The sequence below is a fragment of the Bradyrhizobium sp. CB2312 genome (genome assembly GCF_029714425.1).
Classification (GTDB): domain Bacteria; phylum Pseudomonadota; class Alphaproteobacteria; order Rhizobiales; family Xanthobacteraceae; genus Bradyrhizobium.
The window spans coordinates 7,924,966-7,943,483 of sequence record NZ_CP121668.1; the positions used below are offsets into that span (position 1 = coordinate 7,924,966).

Consider the following 18,518-nt stretch of genomic DNA (forward strand, 5'->3'; position numbering starts at 1 on the left):
AAGCTTCGTCATATCGGGCCGAAAGGGGCGCCCCCTAAACCCTGATGACGCCGGTTCGATTGCGCGCATGGTGCAGTAGTTCATTTAACCGCTTCGGCTGAATCCGTTGTCCAAAATGCGTGGTGTCGTTCTCATGGAATGCAATGAAGTGCGCGGAGAAGATCTGCTCCCCAGCTCTCAAATCCTCTGATCCGGCGTCCAATATGTTCGTTATGATCCCTTTGACAGGGTTTTTTGCAGGCATTTCCTCGTAATGGAAAATCATAGAACGGAGGCCGCTTTCGACCGGTTCAACTACGTGAACCCGCTTCCTGATCAAAAAGGCGAAGCCCGAATGCCCGAACTGAATCTTGCTTTTTCCGATGGTACGATCCGACACGGTGTAAGTGTCGTCGGCGTATGAGATCTCCATCGGAAACTTGTCGAACTTGTCGTTGCTCGCGGGCCAATAAGCCTCGTATTTTCCGATCATGTTGTCGAGAAGCTTCTGCGACGTCGGCTCGGCCACGACCGCCTCGAGCAATGCCGAATGCAGCTTCGATTTCGTCGTGACGTAAAAGGCGTTACAGACGGCTTGCACGTAGGCCAGATTGAGTCTTCTGCCGGCAATTCGGTTCTCAAAATTCTCGAGATCGTCCTTGAGAGTCCTAGCGTTATTTTCATTCAGTATCGCCAGGACGCGATTGAGTTCTTCCGTCGATTTTCGCATTCGTTCGATCGCAGTATGCAAACGCTCACGTGTGTAGAGCTCGATATCCATGCCGAATTCCGGAAGAAAAAAATGCAGAAATGATGCGGGAGCGCAAATTGGGTACAAATTTACGGGAATGTCAAATTACTCGAAATTTTCGTACGGCACAACTTTGGGTACGAAACGAAGCAACCCAACTAATTGACCCCTCTAATCGAAATTGACCCGCGCGCGGACCACTTGGCATTCTTGCGACCAGCGGGAGGAGCCACGACCAATGCACGGGGAGCGCCGTAGATGGGGACAAAGATCAAGTAGCTGCTGCAGGCGGATTGGAGAGCGGATCTGCTCTCCATGTGATCCGCAGGAGAGAGCCGACCTGAAGCGCCTGGGCGGCGGGGCCGGATTCGCACCAGGCTTCAATGTCGAACGTTCAGGAGGCATTTCGGTGAAGCAGTTAGCGAAATACGGCCGCTCGGCGGCCTTTTGAAGGGCGCCTCTCTTCGTTTGAAGGTTTTGATCGTCCTTTCGGTCGAACCATTAGCCCGGCGCCCGTTCCGGCACTATCGGCCGCTTAAGTAAGTTGCGTAACAAGAGCTCGTGTAGCGCAGCTCGGCTCTCATTTTGGTCTCGCGGTTCGACGAAGGAGTGACTTGAGATGAAAAAGGCCAGGGAAAACGCCATCGGCAAGGTGACGCTTTCGATGACCTACGAGGAAGCGCGGGACGCTGTCGACAAATACTTGAAGACGAACTCGCGCCGGTATCTCGACATCCTCGAGAAAGCGAGCGACGTGGTGGAAACCATCCGCCGCGGCTCCAAAGGCATTCTCATCGCCGACGCGTACACGCGCGCAAAGAAGCAAGGCGGCGAGGAGTTTAAGGACCGCGCGAAGATCATCCACAAACTGATAGAAGGCCGGGCTGCGGACGCCAACTTTCGGATCGACAACATCGCCGACATGGTCGGAATGACGGTCGTAGTCTTCTATCCGGACCAGATCAACGCGTTCATCCAGGTCTTCTCGTCGGAAGCCAAGAAGGAAGGCTTGTTCCTGGACAAGTTCAGCGACGGGAAGATCAGCAAGATTCATAAGGATCGCGGATACCACGCCACCCATCTTCGCATCGGGTACAAATCGGTCGATACGGAAAGATTGAGGGTGGAGATACAGGTCAAGACCATGCTTCACGATGCGTGGGGCGCTAAGACTCACGATCTGACCTATAAGCCCATCGGCGACCTGGACCCGCGACTGAAAGCTCTGATGGAAAGCTTCGGCGAAAGCCTTCAGGCGATCGAGGTGCAAAGCCAGACGCTGCGCGACTCGATTCTATCGAGGGTACAACTGATGCATTCCAAGCGGCGCGATGCGAGGTTGGAGCTGATGTCCAAGCTCACCCGCCATCGCATCAGCTCGCCGGAGGGCAGTGCGGCTTATGATGGGTTGATCGCACGCATCAAGATGGACCATGTCCACCTTTCAACGTGCGCGGCGCGCGATGCGGACTTGGCGGACCTGCTCGCGGCAATCGAGCGCCTCGAAGAGGTCGGCGTCAATGCAAAGGACCGCTTGAAACTGACGGTTGCGTTGGCATCCTACCGAGACGACGGCATCCTCGACCCGCGGATCGACGACGCGATCGATGCCTGGAAGAAGGAAGAGCGCGATGAGGGGGTCGCTGAGCCGATCATGCAGGTATGGATCGAAAGCTCGGCACTGTACCAGACCAATCGGGTCTCGGACGCGATCGCCATCCTGCGACGATTTTTGGCCGAGAATCCGATCGACGAGCGGACTGCGGTGTTGGCCAACAACCTGGCTAACTACGTCACCGAAGTTTGCCTGGAGCGGCCGAAACTCGACAAGGACGCTGAACAGGAGGTTGCGGCGCTACTTACTGGAATTGAGCCTTTCATCGACAAATTCGAGCGCACTGCGTATTTGAATACGAAGGGCGCCTATCTGGTGGTGTTCGGGGACGACAGCAAGCTCGATGACGGACTCGACCTCATTTGGGAGGCATCGAAGCTGCTGCTCTCATCCGGGGAGGCTGGGCATGGTTACTGCGAGCTCTATCAGGCTCACGGGTGGCGGCGCAAACTGCACCTATGAATACTACCAAGGGAAGATAGGACGACGAGCCATATAGCACCTTTTGTTCGAACCGGAGGGCAAGCCCCGTTTGGGCTTGTCTCGATTCACCTCGAATGTGGCGACCTCGACTCTACAAGTCAACGCGCTACCAAGGGGTTAACCCCTGTTTGTAAGAGGTTGTGTGCGGCTAAGCACACATCCTCGATCTGTCTAAATGATACTCTCACGCGCTGGCGAAACCGTGACGACAGTTTGTCCTGCGACAGCGTGACAATCACGTCGGCGCGATGTTGTTCGATCGAAGCTAAATCGCTGCGAAGGGATATCGAGGCATTGCGACCCAGGCTTGCCCCAAGAATTTTCCTTAGGTTTCTCCGGGAAAGGATCACACCAAATAAGCCACTGACAATATTGGGATATTTGGTTTGGGGCACCGTGCTCGAACCTGGGACCCGCTGATTAAGAGTCCTGAAGATCAGCAGTCTCAACAAGGTAACCGCAAACCAGAGCGATGAAGGCCCTTTGATATCCTTGAGGTATTACCGGGAGAGCAAACCGGGATCATAGCGCCCATAGGCATGACGGCTTCCGGCTATCGCATCGATCTGGGCTCGAGGCCGTGCTCCCGGAGAACCTTGTGCATCAGCTCGCCCTTGATCTCACGTGCGATTTCGCTGAGGATCTGTGCTCCGACCACCCGCCGGGCATCGACATCATCCGTCAGGCCATGCTCCGCGAGCCGCTCGTTCAAGCGCGTCGGAAACTCATCTTCCAGCGCATCGGCAAGCCGGTCCTGCATAGCGGCATGATCATCGGGGGCGATTCGCCTCACCACCGTATCCCAAGGCTCCCAGCTCGTTGCTAGAAAATCCTCCAAACCCGTCGCTTCCTGTTCCCGCACCGACGTCTCAGCCCTGGCAACGTCCTCCGGAGTGACGTCAGAGAGATTCAAGAAGCGCATATCCGGGGCGATGTGACGCAGTTCCAGCCGATCCCGTAGCTGGGTCTGATAGGCAAGATAGACCTCGATCTCGTCGATATTGACCTGCGGGTCGGCACGCCGAAGCGAGCTGACCGTCTCGCGTGCGATGTCGTCAAGCGCCCCCAAACGAAACATGACACGGCCATGTTGGAGCAGTTGGTCGAGCCGATTGTCATAGAGCCCATCTTTGACATCAGCGTTCAGGCGTGCGGTCTGCATGCCGTTCCAGGTCAAAGTGATACGATCCTCGCAGGACGCAGTCGCTCCATTAGCCAGCTCGAAAAACTGCTTGCGCAGTCGCGGCCTCATCGCGGCCTCTAGCAGATTCTCGGCCACCTGGTCGCGGAACGCCTGATGACCATAGTTTACGGTGCCCGCAAGTCTTTCGAGAAACAGAGCGAAGTCCTGCGCACCCGGCTCTGCGGCGAAGCCCTGCCACGCGTCCACTGCGCCAGGCTGGTTCGCGAGCCAGTCCGCGACAACCTCGTGCAGGGGCCGCGACTGGTATTCCATCGGTTGTAGCGACATCGACAGGAAGACCTGCGGGCCGGCATAGTCCGCGCCGCGCGTGGCTGTCGCCAAATCGGTCAGCACCGGGGCCGGTATCGGATTAGACCGCAGGTCGATGCTGGACGCGCTGCCGAGCTGCGTCAGCACGGTCGCGGGCAGGCCGGTCAGCTGGTTGTTACTGGCGCCGAGCATTTCAAGGCTGACGGGGAGTGTCTCGGGCAGATTGGTCAGCCGATTTTCGCTGACGTCCAGGTATCGAAGTCTGGCCGGAATGTCGGGCAGGCTTGTCAGCTGGTTGTCGCCTGCGTCCAGGTACCGCAGCCTTGCCGGAAGATCGGGCAGGCTCGTCAGCTGATTTTCGCTGACATCCAGGCGGCGGAGCCTGGCAGGAAGCTCGGGCAGACGGGTCAGCTGGTTATTGCAGGCGGAGAACTCCTCGATCGTTGCCGGAAGGGCGGGCAGATCGGTCAGTTGGTTGCCATCGACGGTCAAGCTGCGGAGCCTGGACGGCAGCGCTGCCGGCAGGCTGGCCAGCTCGTTGGCCATGAGGTGGAGGTGCCGGAGCCTGCTCGGAAGGGCGGGCAGACTAGTCAGCCGGTTGTCAGAAGCGTAGAGGTCCCGGAGTCCGCCCGGAAGCTGGGCCGGCAGACTGCTCAACTGGTTACCGATGACATTGAGGGTTCGGAGCCTGGGCAGGAGTGAGGCTGGCAAGGCAGTCAGGGACAATGACGACAAATTCAGCTCGTCTCTGACATCACCCTCGTCCCGCCATGCCCTCGTCCGGCGGACTCCCTCTTGCCTATTCTCGCCTTCGCCCTGCCCCTCTTCCGCTGCCCAGCTCGCCAGGGCGCTGTCCTGCGATGAGACGAGGTCGGCGGCGGCCGCTCCTGTGGCCCACCGCGTCAGGGCTGACGCCCACTGGGTTAGGCACGAGGGGGACTGCCCGGCGGCCCCCGACGTTGGCTCGGTGCTTTCGGATTCGGAGGGTATGCCAGCGCGAGTCTGGGCCTGTTCTGTATTCATTGAACTTCATGACATGTTTGGTCTCAGCCGATAAGGCGGCTCTTTCGGCTAGATCGAGACGTTCGCATGCTAGGAAGCTCAGCTGTCGATAAGCTGACGAGGTCAGGTTATCCGATCGCCTGCGGCCCTACTTTGGCGCCGAGCCCCAAAGGAAGCAGGATCCGTATCATCCTCATCCCGATGACGCTCGCATCATCGATGGCATAGTCAATAAAACGCTGAGCAAGCTTAAAAAGAACGAGACTAACAAAAGGAAAGCTGCCTGGACGGCCAACATCAACGGAAGTTTAGTGCCGGCTGCAACTAAGAAGAAGGGGAGCATGCGCGAGCCGACAAAGATCGGCGGCACGAGCCTTTGCAAATTGGGTTATCGGCAACTCGGCGGCGAGGACGTCCGCTCCCCGCGATGAATTGCAAGCAAGCTCAGCCGAGGAACTGACGGCGAACCACATGCTGTAGGCTCAGCTGCTGTGGATGCGAAGCCTCAAGTATGATCTCGCCTCTGTGGAGCCCTATCGGAAGTCATAAGGAACTGTTCGTGGTATAGTGAGAGCTTGCGGATGACGACGGCGGCCCATTTGTGTCTAGCGGCACTCAAATATCGTCGGCGCGAGAGTCTCCCCGATAAGGATTTACCTCGATGCAGCCTGTGTCAATGCAAGGCGGCGGAATACGTGGACACTTTCAGAATCTCGCGCCCATAGCGGGGCCGTCGTGCTTCGCTCGGCGCAATACGGCAACATTGGGTGCGGTTAGCCGACTTTGCCCAGCAAAGGATGCGAGCACGGCGCTGTGGGGAGAATGCCTCTAACAGGAGCCCGGCGAGCGCCGGGCGGTGTTGGAGCGCCTTCGCCGAGCCTTGCATGGCATCTCGACGAGGGATCATGATCGGATCCCGGTGAGAAAATGATCGGCTTCGCTTTTAAGGTGATGGCTGGTTCGGGCAAGCACATTGGCAGACCTCAACACCTGCGACGATGATGCACCTGTGATAAACGCCTTCTGCGCGACCTGCCGGATGTTGCCCGCCACAGTCATCGACATCGCGGCCGCATGCTGAATATTTTGGGCAATATCTTTCGTGACTGCGCCCTGTTGGTCGGTCGCCGCGGCAATCGCTGATGCAATTTGTGAGATTCTGCTAATGCTGTTTCCGATGTTTGTGATGGCGCTGGCTGACTCCAGTGTCGCTGCCTGAATGTCAGCAATCTGCTGTCCGATTTCGACGGTCGCGTTCGCCGTCTGAGTTGCTAACGACTTCACCTCGAGCGCCACAACTGCAAAGCCGCTGCCGGCGCCGCCGGCACGCGCGGCCTCGATTGTTGCATTGAGCGCCAGAAGGTTGGTTTGCCTGGCGATCGCTGCAATCAGGTCAACCACCCCACCGACTTTTGTTGCAGCAGCCGATAGCTGCTTCATCCGGCGATCCGTTTCTGCAGCCTGGCGCACGGCTTCGTGGGCGATCTCCGTTGATCGCGCGGCCTGCCGGCCGATTTCGGAAGCGGAGGCCATCATCTCTTCCGTTGCCGCAGCAACCAGCTGAACATTGGCTGACGCCTCCTCCGATGCCGACGCAACGTTATCAGAGATCTCCCGAGTGAGCTGTGCCGTCTCTGTCAGCTCCCGAGCGGAAGCCTCCAGTTCGGTCGACGCGGAAGACATCGTATCAATGACGCTGCTAACGGCGCGTTCAAATGTGCCGGCCAGCTCGCCAAGCTCCGCCTTGCGCCGCTCCGCTGCTACACGGTCCTGCTCTTGATTCGCGGCAAGTTCCTCTTGCAATTTTTCCTTCGATCTCACCTTAAACGCTTCCATGGCCTGAGCCATATCGCCGATCTCGTCTGAGCGGCCAAGACCCGGCAGCGTGACATCGAACCGCCCGGCCGCAAGTTGACGCATCGCCTCGCTCATCCGACTCATAAGCCTTGCCAGCTTCTGACCAACAAGCAACGCAACGAAGCCGATCCCGAGAGAGGCAAGCCCAATTGCCCACACCAAAGCCTCTCGGAGGCGCGACGCACGTTCTTCAGCAGAGCTAGCGCGAGCGTCCGCGCCTGCTATCGCTTTCAAAAGAAGGGGACGATTCCGGCCGTAGATTTGGACGAGATCGTCAACTTGGTCGTCCAGCGCCTGCTGCGATACAAGAAACGCAAGAAAGCTCGATCGATAAGAGGCAACAAGCTTCTTCAGCTCATTCTTGGATTCCGGGGCAAGTTCTGAAGCAGCAAGTGCGGCCTCGAATTCGACGACGCGCTTTTCCAGCTCATCGCCATACCTCTCCTCGTGACGTAGCATGAAATCCTTTTCATGCCGTCGCATCATCAAGATCAACATCGTCAGGTGCGGCTCATTAAAATGTGCAAGTCGCGCTTCTGCCTGATGCACGGCTTCGCGAAGCTTACCTTGGAGCCCATCATTTTCCGTGAGCCCGAGCACCCGCTGCGCGGAGACGATGTTATTAAAACGAGTCGCATAAAGGTTGATTCCGGCGCGAAGGAACTTCACGTCTCTCAGGGGATCGTCCTCGGGCGAGGAAGCGGCCCGCTCTTCGATTTGGCCAAGGTCCGCCAGTGCGTTATTGACGCCCTCGGCTTGCCGCGCGACCACGGCTTCGTCGTGCTTGCGCAAAAACTCCAACGCCAGCTGCTGCGATTCAAGAAAGGCCTGAGAAAGAGACGTTAGATGGGCGCGAAGATTGGCGCTCTCGCTTACCTCACTCTGCGCCTTCGCAAGATAATTAAGTCCGGCAACGCAAGTCGCGCCAGTGACAAGCACGCTCACCATTCCCAAAAAACCAATCTGAGTGCGTAGGCTCGGTCGAAACTGACGAAGGACCGTTGATGGGAGCCGTTTCGCGATTGTAGGGGCGGTCATCAGACTTCCAATTGAATATGAGATCGTTTCGCGAAACCCCTAGTTTTGATTGGTTACATAAGATTGAACTCGGTTGTCATCCGAATCATACATGCGCGAATAGTCGAGAGATGGCCACGCACTCTGCAGCGTAGCAGTAATAACCCGACGCATAAATTCTGCAGTTTGCTACTCATGCCCGCAGGATTCGCGCGCAGAATGGCCCATCACAGTTCCGCGGTGAGAATCGTGCCGCGAGGCCCAACCAAAAAGATATTTCGAAGACTCTGCCGTTTCGTCTTTCGACTGCGCCCCGACGGATCGATCGAATATCAGCTTGAAGCCGCGTCGTCCCTTGCCGGAGGGCTCGATCCGCACTTGACCAGTGCGCTGGTCCTTACCTGACTGGAGCTCGCATTCGACCGTCCTGGAATTCCATTAAAGCAGCAGCGATGAAGAGCGTGGGACACTCCGGCGGTTTGAGTCGCCAAGTCGAGGGCGCGCTGGTCGGCTTGGTTTCCTTCGGGCCAGTCGAACGATCGGCGACGGTCTCGCGCTGCTTCCACTTCGCAACAGTCTTCTGGTTGATCCCGTAGCGCTTGGCGAGACCTCTCAGGCTCTCTTGACTATTTTGTATTGCTCGACGGACTGCCTCCGTCGTGGTGGCGCAGCCGTGTAAAACCCGTCCCATAGCGCATCCTTCGAATCGTGCGATAAGAATGCACCATCAAAGCTTGGGACTAACACCTAGTGCGCTGATGCCGAGGATGTTCGACGCGCCAGGGAGCGTCGGTGGTCGTCCCCCACAATCTAAGCGGAAGCGTTCATCCGTACGCCATAGAGAACGTTGTTGATGGCTTCTAGAACGGACGATCCATTCTTTGAATGGCGGCTGCAGAGGAATTTCGCAAGCGACCTTGTCTTCTTGTACTTGTCGTGCCTCCGCCATCCGGCAAGTTCAATGTAGATTCGACAAACGACGCGCACGATTCTGAATGGACCACACGCGCATGCAGATCTCCTCGAATTTGGGCGCATTCAATTTAGAAATTCGGTCGCGCGAAAGCAGATCCCGGAGAATAGGCGCCCGTTCGAGGATCGTCCGATCTTCGCCCGACGGCGGACTGTCGAGGCTATGCCACCACTGCATTGCTCTTAGGGCCTTGGCCGGATCGCGCTTCTTCTCCTCTTTTCCGAGTAGTAGCCTCTCCGATCGTCGCCTATGACATGCGTATGGAGTGGGCGTGTAGGAATTGGCCGGCCTGTAAACCGGATGGTATGTCGGTAGATAGCCGGCCAGGCCTGATTATGTTCAAGGACACGGTTGCCCCGAAGACGAACCACTCTCGTGCCCGCTAGCATCTCGGCGATGACGCCGGTACGACCTTCGTAGATTGTTCGGATGATCACCTGAAAATCTGGATTCCGCTCCGCCTCGAGGAGAGCAATCCGTTCCTGTAAGTTCCGGTTCGCGCTCAATCCGCAGTCTCGAAGGCCATCACGAACGTCTTGACCAATTTGGCCACTTCTGCAGCTTCGCCAGGCGTGATCTGGCCCGACGCCACCCCGCTGAGAATTGCGCCCGTTGCTGAGGCGGCTTCGGCGGCATCTTTGATTGCCGGCAAGTCGAAGGTAGCCGGTCGGTCCTTGCAGGGCGTGGCACTACACGGAATTTCAGATCGAGCGTGAGGGCCGCCATGCCAATCCTTTGAACGGGAAAATTGAAGGCGTCCAAAATCGCCCAAGAATCAACAAAGGCCAAATCTCACCAAAGCCGTCCTTGTATTGCAGATACGGAGTCAACCGACGCAGTCGCTTGGCTGCGGAGAAAACCAGCGCATCCCAACTAATGTGGGCCGACTTTAGTCATAACAGCGCTGCTAATATCGGCCTCACATTTGCTCGGGGCCAACATTGTCATCGCAAGAAATTTACCCGCCGTCGGTTGCTGCAGCCGATCGGGATCTGATCTTCCTAGTAATCGAGCGCCATCGTGAGCTGTCCGCGCACTACGATGCGGCGGCGTCGGTTTCGGCTAAGCTCGAGGATGGTGCCGAATTTGCTGCCGCCGACGAAGTCACCGGCCAAACGAACCTGGCTCTCACGGAGCATGCAAATGTGCTCATCCGTTCGAAGCCAGCCACGATCGCGGGCGTGATCGCTCTGACCAGATACGTCGCTGGCCTGCGGGAATGGGAGCTGCCCGATGATGATGCGTGGCACCGAGCGTTCTTAGAAGGGCTGGCGGATGCGATCGATGAGATCGGCATGGCGCAGCGGCGTCGGCACATTGGAAATTGAAAAAAGGACATAGAAATGCGATTTTTCATGTTTTTGTTGATCGGCATAATCGGCTTAGCTTCGGTCGAAACCGTCTCAGCTCGCTCCTGCACCGAGCAAGGGGCGTTGTGCGTGAGTTGGGCGAAAGCAAACGTTCCTGGCGCGGCAAGGCAAAGCGCCGCCATGGGGATATGCCGTGAAGAAATTCCTAAATGCAGAGCGCGTTGCAAGGCCGGCAACAAATACTTCGTCGGGATCGGCGGCTCTAATCAATATCCAATTGATATTTGCAATTAGATCGAACCCAGAGGCCGCCCTCAGTTGGCGGCCTCTTTCATTTCAAGCCGCTAGCAGCACCCACAAAGTCCGGGCACAAAAAAGCCCCCACCCGGGCCCTTTCGGCTCCAGATCACGGGGGCGGAGGTCCAGGGAGGTGTCGTGCCTGCGCATCGCCCCGGGGTCTGCCGGCACCGAAGGACAGGCAGTTATCCACGGCGCGGGCATGCGCTGCGCAGGAAAGCTGCCCGCTGACCGAGCGGTCTGCAGTAATCTCGCGTCAAAAAGCGCTTATCGCGTACAATGGCAGCCTGCCACGCGACATCCTTCCTGCTCGCCGGTCTATCCCGCCAGGTGATCGGCGGTCGCGAGGCCCGGTTAGGATTCGTCTCGGTTGCCGGGCCTCGCTTCTTCGATCCACCATCAGATGTAGAAGAATAGAACCGCCGTCGCGATCGCGAACAGCAGCGAGCCAATCCATACATTCCGGCCCCAGTCATCGGGGGCGAGCAGCCCGGATGACGCAGATGATGCCGAGGACCGTAATGGAGGCGCCGAGAAGCAGGACGGGTTTGCCGACAAACGGTGTGATGCCACTACCACATCAAACGCGAACTCAGGCGCCGCTCCGCCATCGAGCCCGCGATCGGCATATGAAGACCGACGGACACCTCGGCCGCGGCCATCTCAGGGGCCGCGACCGCGATGCGTCTAATGTCGTCCTGACCGCCGTCGGCCACAATCTTCGCCTCGTCCTCCTGGCTGAAGCTTCTGGCTGCAGCTAATCCTGAACGCTTTGATGCAGCTGCTCCCTCCACACCCGCGCTCAAACCAGATTCTTAACGGACGACTTTCTACTCCGCGGGTCGCAGGTTCGAGTCCCGCTGGGATCGCCATATCATTTTCTCACTCCAACGTTTTCAATTACTTGCTGGCTATTTTGGCTCACCGGATTGATTGGTGAGCCAATTCCCGTTCCCGATACGAGCTGACCAGCCTGGGCTGCCATCCGCTTTCGGTTTGCTTCCTTGGTGTAGACCTGGGCTTGAGAGATCGAGGTCCACCCGAACCACGCCATGAGCTGGTGATCACTCGCGCCCTGCTCTGCCAAATACGTCGCCGCCGCCTTACGTAGACCATGGGACGTGCAGCGCTCGGGCAGCTTCGCGTCTCGGCACATCTCGCGAAACCAATTTCCGAATCCGGCAGCGGTGAACGGCTTGTTCTGATGCGTCACTAGAAAAGTCAGATTCTTCTTGTCACCAGGCATGGCGTCGATCGCGGATTGCAGCCGAGGCATGATGGTGACGTTAAATGGCACACCCGTCTTCTGTCGTCATGATGCCGTTTCGGATGGCCCGGCGATTGCTCCGAGTGGTGGGCGCTAGCGCAGCGAAGGCGCCGCTCGCGTAATAGCCGATAAGCGCGGCGTTGACAGTGCCCTGTACTGTCCGCTTTGCGCCGATCTCGATCGGCTTGGCGTCCGCATTTCTTGCGACCTCATACGCCTCCATAAAGGTAGGCGACCAAGGAAGCACGTCCTCGGCCAGGTCTAGACGCCTCTTCTTCTGTCCGGGGTGGCGATAGTAGTAGACCAACTTGCCATGCTAGGTCTTATAGCCGTGACAGTGCGGAGGCAGCCTTCGCTTCATTGAACCCAGTCCCATTCGTTCACGTTGCCGAGTTCACCTTGCCCGATCGGCTGACCGGCACACACGACAATATTGCCCTGACGATCGATTTCGATTCGTTGGACTGCGATGCCTGCTTTCATTGCGCCCCTTGACGCAATCTTGTGCGCTGATGATGACGTTCAAAAGGTCGTCCCTGTCGAAACTATTGTCCCGCCGACCGCTGGCTGAATACTTTCCGTCGGAGACCTCCTCGACGTAGGTCAGCAGATGTAGCAGTCCGGCCAAGGTTGTTGGAACGCTAGTGGCAAGCTCGCCCCGCGCTTCGGCCTCTCGGTCGCCGAACAATTCTTCCTTTATCGGATCAGGATCGAGTGTCCCGGGCACGACGTCGCAAATGGCGGCCGAGTAGTCTGCGCTCGCGATCTGATGAGTTTCGATCGCCGCAAGAATTGGATCGACGCTGACACGGTTGGTGGCCAAAACGCCTGCTCGCGGAGATACTTTTGCGAGCCCGCAAATCATCCCGACGGGATTGCCGTCATGGATCCAATCGAGGCTTTGACCATGCGAGCGGAAGAATTCTAGGGCTTGATGATACGCGGCCGCGTCCTCATCCTCATCTGCAAACGCGGGCCCGTGGACCTGCCGGCGGAAGTAATCCAGGGCAAGCGTCGCGCCCTGCTCATCCATTTTCCACCCTTCGCGGATGTAGCATGTGCGTAGGAAACCCACGATTTGCTCGACGCGAGCCAAGATGGCTTCATTGTCGGTAGCAAGCGACCCATCGATGCGGGCGCTAGCGACGGTTGGTGCGGCAGTGGTGACTGCCGCGGACTAGACAAACATATTCATGAGGACCCTCCTGGTCATTGATAGCCGCCCAACCTCGTTCGAAGAATCCGCGGACCCGGAGCTGGGTTCGTCCCGCGTTCTGGAGGGCTGGGATGCATCTGTACCGCTCGTGGGAATCAGGGGAGGGCTAGACAATCTTGCGGCGCCTGGGGCGCTGGCAGGGCGTTCTGTCATGGTTTTAGGCTCGCGGTCTTAAACCGGCTTCTCAGGGCCGGGCGCCAGCGGCGGGCTGGCACCGGGAGGCTGAGAACACGTCGCGAGAACGTGCGCCACGGCCTTCACCCGAAGGCTGTTTTATCTCCGCAAGGGTATTGCGGTGCCGTGGCACTCCCGGAATAGTGAGCCCGTCGCAGCCCACGGCAAATGGGCGCGTCGTATAGTTCAGCGGGACATGATGGCCCGGCAAGGCCGATGGCCCGCCTATCGCGGATGAAGCGCAATCCCCGGCAAGGGACCGCTTCGGGAGTTCTCAGGCTCCGCGAATATCCCACCACTGATTTGGTTAAAAATCCACCCCCAACCGGGGTCGCCCCCAGGAACAAGCCCGCTCGCCGGGCATTTCTGATTCGCTTCGACGAACGGTCCCCCGCCCTACGTCGAAGCATCCCCAAAGCGGCCTCCGCGTTGCCCCGCGCGGCGGCCGTTCAATTTCGGCAGAACGCCATGCGCTACATTGCCCATGCAGTCGATTTGAGGGGCGTCTCGCTCGCGATGTATGAGATCGAGGGCGCCGACGAGGATGAGCTCCGACGTCGTGTGAGGCCACTGTTAGAAGTACATCCCGCCATTGAGGTCTGGGATGGGCGAAGGCTGGTAATGCGGGTAGCTCGAGGTCAGGCGAGCGAGACCAAAGGCCGGGCGGAGGTCCCACCCCGCTAATGCCTCCACGGGGCGCTTCGGCGCGCGCCCTCTTTATTCCGAGGATTTTCCTCCTACGCGAGCTTTGCTGGCTCTACACTGCCCGCAGAACGGAGAATGGCCCGTGAACCGGCTGGCACTGCCACACTGGCTCATCATAGCGGGCGCATTGCTGGTGCTTGCCGGCCTAGTTGGGCTTGTGATCCGCCGCAAGCAACCGGCGGAAGTCCAGGATGATCCGGCTGGGACGCCTAGACCCGAGCCGCGTTCCCAACTGCCACCGCTGCCGGATAGCTCTGGGCCACGGAGGAACCAGCGTTCGATGCTAATCGATGACGAACCCCCACCAGGTGCCCCACCGACATCCGACCACTGATTTCATCCCTCTTCAGGGGCGCTTCGGCGCGCGCCGTGCACAGGATGCATATTTTTCCCAAGTTACGACCATTTACGCGCGCAACCTATTGATTTCGCGCGCCGGTTGCGCTTGGATTGGCGCGCAAATTTGGCCGGGGGCCTATTCAATGAAGAAGACTTTAGCTGCGTCGCCCTGGGCGGCTGCGGACTTGCCGCGCGGCAAGAGCGCGAGCAGCAAATGGCTGCCGCAACAGCCGCGATGCAGCGGAGCTTCGAAGACTGCAAAGCGCAGTTTCCCGAAGGCACCAAAAACATGATCGAGAAGAACAAGTGCAACGCCACGGCTGCACTGGCGATCAGGCCGTTTACGACCTACCCCGACCTTTTCGATAAATATTGGGCAACGCGAGCTGTCATAGCAGAGCGCGTGCAGGCAGGTAAAATGACCATTGCGGAAGCCAACCAAGAGGCGACGCAAACTCAGTCCGACATCGCAGCGGAAGAACAACGTCGCAATCTTGCAAATCGATCGGTTGGCGCGCTGGAATCGGCGGCGGCCGCAGCGTGGCTCGCCTCTCCGTCGGTGGTGGTCGTTCGGCGGTAAAGGATATCGACTGGCAGTCATGGTCGGGGGGCTTCAGTGAAGAAGATTTTAACTGCGACGGCGGCTTGCGCCGCTCTCGCGACGTCGGCCTATGGCCAGGCGCCGGCACCGACCGCGCCCAAGCCTGCCGCCGAGCCTTCGGGCTATTGTCGGTCAGCAGCGCAGATTCTTCTCCAGGGCGATGGTGATGCAGAGATTGCTGCCGTGGCCCGCAGTTGCCGCCGCGGCGACATCATCGCCATCAACACCGGGCGCAGGGCTCGGTTTTCCAAGTAGGGCGCCTGTGCGATTTCACTAAGTCGGTAGTCGTCATGGGCGCGCAGACGCTTTGCGTCTTGGGAGCTGACCGCGGTGGTCGATGAGAGAGGGGAGTCGAGCGAGAAAAATGACTGAGTCGACGGAGAATACAGCCGATCAAACTGAAGCCCCCTTAAAGTTGTCAGAGTTTCTGGAAAGCGTTCCGCCGAATACTCCAACCAAGATACCCGATCTCTTCGCTATCGTTCAGCGCCAAGGCAGCCTCAGTTTTATCTATAATTTTGAGCTGCCAGATATCCTAATTCACTGCCCTAATGAGATCTGCAACGGCCCCAGGATTTTTCGATGCAATGAGGACAGCAAGGTCACCCTCGCGGGTGCACTGCACTACCGCTTTTTCAACTATCTGTGCTCGAATTGTCGCAGCTCGCGTAAGACCTTCGCCGTTCGGCTCTTTGTAATTCAGCATACCAAGGCCGGCTCCCTGACAAAGCTCGGCGAATCTCCGCCTTACGGGCCGACTACGCCCACGCGGTTGCTGAAATTGCTCGGTGATGAGCGCGACACATTTTTGCAGGGAAGGCGGTGCGAGAACCAGGGCCTGGGAATTGGGGCGTTCAGCTATTATCGGAGGGTGGTTGAGAACCAGAAAGCCCGCATCATAGATGAGATCATCAAGGCCTCAGCAATCCTCGGTGCGAAGCAAGAAACGATTGATGCTCTGGAAGCTGCCAAAACCGAAACTCAATTCAGCAAGTCTCTTGCGCTGGTTAAGGATGCCATCCCACAGGTCCTCCTGATTAAGGGCCACAATCCCCTCACGCTCCTGCACTCCGCGCTCAGCGATGGATTGCACGGCCGCTCGGATGAGGAGTGTCTTGAGATCGCGCATGACGTGCGGGTGGTGCTCGCAGAACTATCGGAGCGGCTTAGCCAGGTACTCAAGGACGAGGCGGAGCTCAGCACTGCGGTTTCCAGGCTTCTCAAGCAGAACAATTCAAAATGACCGGGGCAGCTTGCGCTTCCCCACTGGTTGTGACGAAAATAGCATCCTAATCAACCTTTGGAGCTACGTGCCGTGACGTTGGACCAATTCTTTAAAGTCATCGAAGAAAGTGAAGCCTCTGACTGGACCTCCATTGGTCGCCCGGTCTTCGCGCAGGACATGCAGCAGGTATCCGGCGGAGGCCAAACCGTTCCGTGGGTCGAGATCGATGAGCACCATTCGTTGATAAGCTTCAGGAAGGACTTGAGCATTTCAATCGCCACCGGGTTAACCCATCGCGAGGAGTTTTTTGAAGACTGGGCACAAGCGTTTCCAGACAAACACGCATCGTCGGACTGGGTCGACTTTCGCTATAACGGAGTCCCGGTTTTTCGTGCGTTACGAGTACTTGTTGACGGCGGCCGTGCCGGCCTTCCTTGCCCGCCTCCGGGTTCAGTGGAGGTGCCGCAGCGGCAATATCAAATCTATCGGCTGATCGATGAAGTGATCGGCTCAGGGCGGATGTTCGACTATTTCAATCGTGCTGGCCTTCAGACTGTCGCGCTGCATTGGCCAAATTCGCAGGACTGAGTGCGAGCAAGCCGCCACAGACACCCCCATTTTGCTTCGGAGCTTTCAGATGACGCGCATGATCGTAGTTGTTCGGGAGGTGGGCAAGCTGAACCCGGAGTACTCTTTGGAATTTGACCTTCCGGAAGTTCCGAGAGTTGGTTCGTACATTTCCATCAACCGGCCCGATAATCCCGAGCCTTACAGCGAGGACATGATCATTGAAAAGGTTTGGTGGCGCCTCCACCATCCAGAGACGCGGGCAGGTGTTTCAGCCAGCGACCCAGCAAAAATCGGCAAGCTCACCGAAATATTTGTCGAATGCATCCAGGCTACAGGGCCATGGTCCAGCGATCGATGGAGAGACATGCTGGACGCTAGGCGAGAACGAGGCGCCGAAATCCCGCAATTCGACGTGGCCCGAGTCCAGGTTCGACAGGACGCGTTTAAGAGCAAATAGTGGTGCCTCCCGGCCATAGCGTCCCGCTCATCGACCGCGTGCCAGTTGATAACGACGCTATGGCTTCCTTTGCCAAGGAAGCCCAATTCACATCCCTCGCGGTATCTCTGATGGTTGAGACCGCCCAATACAGCAGTATAACGACCGCCACGGCAATTACTAAAGTTGCAGCAATGAAGCGCCCGATCGATCATCTTCGCGACTCTGCGATGTCCATGGAGGTGGGACCGCCCGGAGGGCGCATTACGGAAATGGTAAAGATTGGCGAGCGCCTTCACACTGTGAAGACCGATTCGATTTACCGGATCATGCTGGCTGACGAAATTGATCCAGGTCGCACTAATATCAATGTGCCAAACTCGCAGCAGAAGGTTTTAGATTACGGTTCCGACTCGCCGCTGGTAGCCAAAACGCTGCTGACCGCCAAACAGCTTTTTGAGAAGGGTTTCCTCGATCCCGACTTCGAGTCCACGAAGGCAATCGAGCTAAGCTTCGAATGCTTGAAGAATTTGGCCGCGATGTTCGACCTTGCAGCGGAGTTCAGCAGGCAGGATGATGACGTAGAGAGTCGGCTTGCAGAGTTGCAGATCAAGGGCTGTTCTCTAGCGCTCCCATCGGCACCCAACGTAGAACCGCGCTGCAAAGAGTTCATTCAACGAGCAGATCACGCGCTCCAAGCACTCTTTGCAATTGCTTCCATGTTCTACGGAAGCAAGTTTAAGGGATGGTTTGAGGGCCTTGCGGAAGAAATATCGCGGAAACACAAGGGCGATACCCAATACGTTGGGCTGACGGCAGACGTAGCGAATTTCTGCAAATCGATCAGGACCACTCGCAACTGCGTCGAGCACAGGAGGCCAAATGAACACGTCGAGGTTTCTGATTTTTCTCTAACGCCAAATAACGAGATCGTTCCTCCCACAATTGCCGTGCACCACCCCAAGTTTACTCAACCAAGAATGCCAATTTCAGCATATACGTCTCAGGTCACTGAGCATATTGCCGATACATTCGAGATTCTTATTGCATTCATGTGTTCGAGAAACATTGATGCGCCGGTGAAGATTCCTGTCCAAGTGGTAGAACTGCCGGAAAACCAACGCAGCCATAAGCTTGTTAAGTACTCTTACGGGATGGACGGTGGGAAGCAGATTATCCCCGTGTCGTGACGTGCTTACCGATACCGTGCCCCTCCACTTGGCCCATGAGACGATGATTGGCCCTTAC

At 57.6% G+C, this 18,518-nt stretch carries 16 protein-coding genes and 2 pseudogenes; 10 read left to right on the forward strand and 8 right to left on the reverse strand.

Annotated elements, in window-relative coordinates; genetic code table 11:
- Positions 1-34: 34 nt before the first annotated feature.
- Entirely contained in the window at positions 35-760 is a 726-nt protein-coding gene (locus QA642_RS38400) for a hypothetical protein (RefSeq protein ID WP_283081549.1), read from the reverse strand.
- Positions 761-1,349: 589 nt separating this feature from the next.
- Between QA642_RS38400 and QA642_RS38405 the strand changes: the two genes are divergently transcribed.
- Complete coding sequence (locus tag QA642_RS38405) at positions 1,350-2,807, forward strand: hypothetical protein (RefSeq protein WP_283081550.1); 1,458 nt, start codon at positions 1,350-1,352, stop codon at positions 2,805-2,807.
- A 574-nt stretch (positions 2,808-3,381) separates the two neighbouring features.
- Here the strand turns inward: QA642_RS38405 and QA642_RS38410 are convergent.
- The 4 genes and pseudogenes from QA642_RS38410 to QA642_RS38425 all read right to left on the reverse strand — a co-directional run bounded on the left by QA642_RS38410 (position 3,382) and on the right by QA642_RS38425 (position 9,782).
- Positions 3,382-4,827: an NEL-type E3 ubiquitin ligase domain-containing protein gene (locus QA642_RS38410; RefSeq protein WP_283081551.1), complete on the reverse strand. Its 1,446-nt coding sequence runs from the start codon at positions 4,825-4,827 to the stop codon at positions 3,382-3,384.
- Between the two features lie 1,359 nt (positions 4,828-6,186).
- On the reverse strand, positions 6,187-8,079 hold the full coding sequence (locus tag QA642_RS38415; RefSeq protein WP_283081552.1) for a methyl-accepting chemotaxis protein: 1,893 nt from the start codon (positions 8,077-8,079) through the stop codon (positions 6,187-6,189).
- Positions 8,080-8,677: 598 nt separating this feature from the next.
- A pseudogene (locus QA642_RS38420) lies at positions 8,678-8,848 on the reverse strand (IS481 family transposase); the annotation flags it as partial.
- A gap of 784 nt (positions 8,849-9,632) precedes the next feature.
- Positions 9,633-9,782, reverse strand: coding sequence for a hypothetical protein (locus tag QA642_RS38425; RefSeq protein ID WP_283081553.1), 150 nt, complete (start codon positions 9,780-9,782; stop codon positions 9,633-9,635).
- A gap of 289 nt (positions 9,783-10,071) precedes the next feature.
- Between QA642_RS38425 and QA642_RS38430 the strand changes: the two genes are divergently transcribed.
- From QA642_RS38430 to QA642_RS38440, 3 genes and pseudogenes are all read left to right on the forward strand, one after another.
- A complete protein-coding gene (locus QA642_RS38430; protein ID WP_283081554.1) occupies positions 10,072-10,458 on the forward strand; it encodes a hypothetical protein in 387 nt (128 codons plus the stop codon).
- A gap of 15 nt (positions 10,459-10,473) precedes the next feature.
- Positions 10,474-10,734 carry a hypothetical protein gene (locus QA642_RS38435; protein WP_143130836.1) on the forward strand — a complete coding sequence of 87 codons (261 nt, stop codon included), beginning with the start codon at positions 10,474-10,476 and terminating at the stop codon, positions 10,732-10,734.
- 582 nt (positions 10,735-11,316) lie between these two features.
- A pseudogene (locus QA642_RS38440) lies at positions 11,317-11,487 on the forward strand (IS5/IS1182 family transposase); the annotation flags it as partial.
- Positions 11,488-11,611: 124 nt separating this feature from the next.
- On the opposite strand, the gene QA642_RS38445 reads toward QA642_RS38440, so the two are convergent.
- The 3 genes from QA642_RS38445 to QA642_RS38455 all read right to left on the reverse strand — a co-directional run bounded on the left by QA642_RS38445 (position 11,612) and on the right by QA642_RS38455 (position 13,037).
- Positions 11,612-12,034, reverse strand: a complete 423-nt coding sequence (locus QA642_RS38445; RefSeq protein WP_283081555.1) for a tyrosine-type recombinase/integrase — start codon at positions 12,032-12,034, stop codon at positions 11,612-11,614.
- Positions 12,024-12,311 (reverse strand): hypothetical protein, encoded by a 288-nt coding sequence (locus tag QA642_RS38450; RefSeq protein ID WP_283081556.1) that lies wholly within the window; start codon positions 12,309-12,311, stop codon positions 12,024-12,026. Before QA642_RS38450 ends, QA642_RS38445 begins: the two co-directional genes overlap by 11 nt.
- 87 nt (positions 12,312-12,398) lie before the next feature.
- Entirely contained in the window at positions 12,399-13,037 is a 639-nt protein-coding gene (locus QA642_RS38455; RefSeq protein ID WP_283081557.1) for a hypothetical protein, read from the reverse strand.
- 1,615 nt (positions 13,038-14,652) lie between these two features.
- Here QA642_RS38455 and QA642_RS38460 point away from each other — a divergent pair.
- The 6 genes from QA642_RS38460 to QA642_RS38485 all read left to right on the forward strand — a co-directional run bounded on the left by QA642_RS38460 (position 14,653) and on the right by QA642_RS38485 (position 18,460).
- Positions 14,653-15,018 (forward strand): hypothetical protein, encoded by a 366-nt coding sequence (locus QA642_RS38460; RefSeq protein WP_283081558.1) that lies wholly within the window; start codon positions 14,653-14,655, stop codon positions 15,016-15,018.
- A gap of 36 nt (positions 15,019-15,054) precedes the next feature.
- A complete protein-coding gene (locus tag QA642_RS38465; protein WP_283081559.1) occupies positions 15,055-15,294 on the forward strand; it encodes a hypothetical protein in 240 nt (79 codons plus the stop codon).
- Between the two features lie 109 nt (positions 15,295-15,403).
- Entirely contained in the window at positions 15,404-16,282 is an 879-nt protein-coding gene (locus QA642_RS38470; RefSeq protein ID WP_283081560.1) for a hypothetical protein, read from the forward strand.
- Between the two features lie 72 nt (positions 16,283-16,354).
- Positions 16,355-16,852, forward strand: a complete 498-nt coding sequence (locus tag QA642_RS38475; RefSeq protein WP_283081561.1) for a hypothetical protein — start codon at positions 16,355-16,357, stop codon at positions 16,850-16,852.
- A 49-nt stretch (positions 16,853-16,901) separates the two neighbouring features.
- A complete protein-coding gene (locus QA642_RS38480; protein WP_283081562.1) occupies positions 16,902-17,291 on the forward strand; it encodes a hypothetical protein in 390 nt (129 codons plus the stop codon).
- On the forward strand, positions 17,291-18,460 hold the full coding sequence (locus QA642_RS38485; RefSeq protein WP_283081563.1) for a hypothetical protein: 1,170 nt from the start codon (positions 17,291-17,293) through the stop codon (positions 18,458-18,460). Before QA642_RS38480 ends, QA642_RS38485 begins: the two co-directional genes overlap by 1 nt.
- Positions 18,461-18,518: the final 58 nt, after the last annotated feature.

What these genes read in the sequence shown, in the direction of transcription:
- QA642_RS38400 (WP_283081549.1), bottom strand. Translation starts at nt 760, where the DNA reads ATGGATATCGAGCTCTACACACGTGAGCGTTTGCATACTGCGATCGAA.
- QA642_RS38405 (WP_283081550.1), top strand. Translation starts at nt 1,350, where the DNA reads ATGAAAAAGGCCAGGGAAAACGCCATCGGCAAGGTGACGCTTTCGATG.
- QA642_RS38410 (WP_283081551.1), bottom strand. Translation starts at nt 4,827, where the DNA reads ATGGCCAACGAGCTGGCCAGCCTGCCGGCAGCGCTGCCGTCCAGGCTC.
- QA642_RS38435 (WP_143130836.1), top strand. Translation starts at nt 10,474, where the DNA reads ATGCGATTTTTCATGTTTTTGTTGATCGGCATAATCGGCTTAGCTTCG.
- QA642_RS38455 (WP_283081557.1), bottom strand. Translation starts at nt 13,037, where the DNA reads ATGGATGAGCAGGGCGCGACGCTTGCCCTGGATTACTTCCGCCGGCAG.
- QA642_RS38460 (WP_283081558.1), top strand. Translation starts at nt 14,653, where the DNA reads ATGGCTGCCGCAACAGCCGCGATGCAGCGGAGCTTCGAAGACTGCAAA.
- QA642_RS38470 (WP_283081560.1), top strand. Translation starts at nt 15,404, where the DNA reads ATGACTGAGTCGACGGAGAATACAGCCGATCAAACTGAAGCCCCCTTA.
- QA642_RS38480 (WP_283081562.1), top strand. Translation starts at nt 16,902, where the DNA reads ATGACGCGCATGATCGTAGTTGTTCGGGAGGTGGGCAAGCTGAACCCG.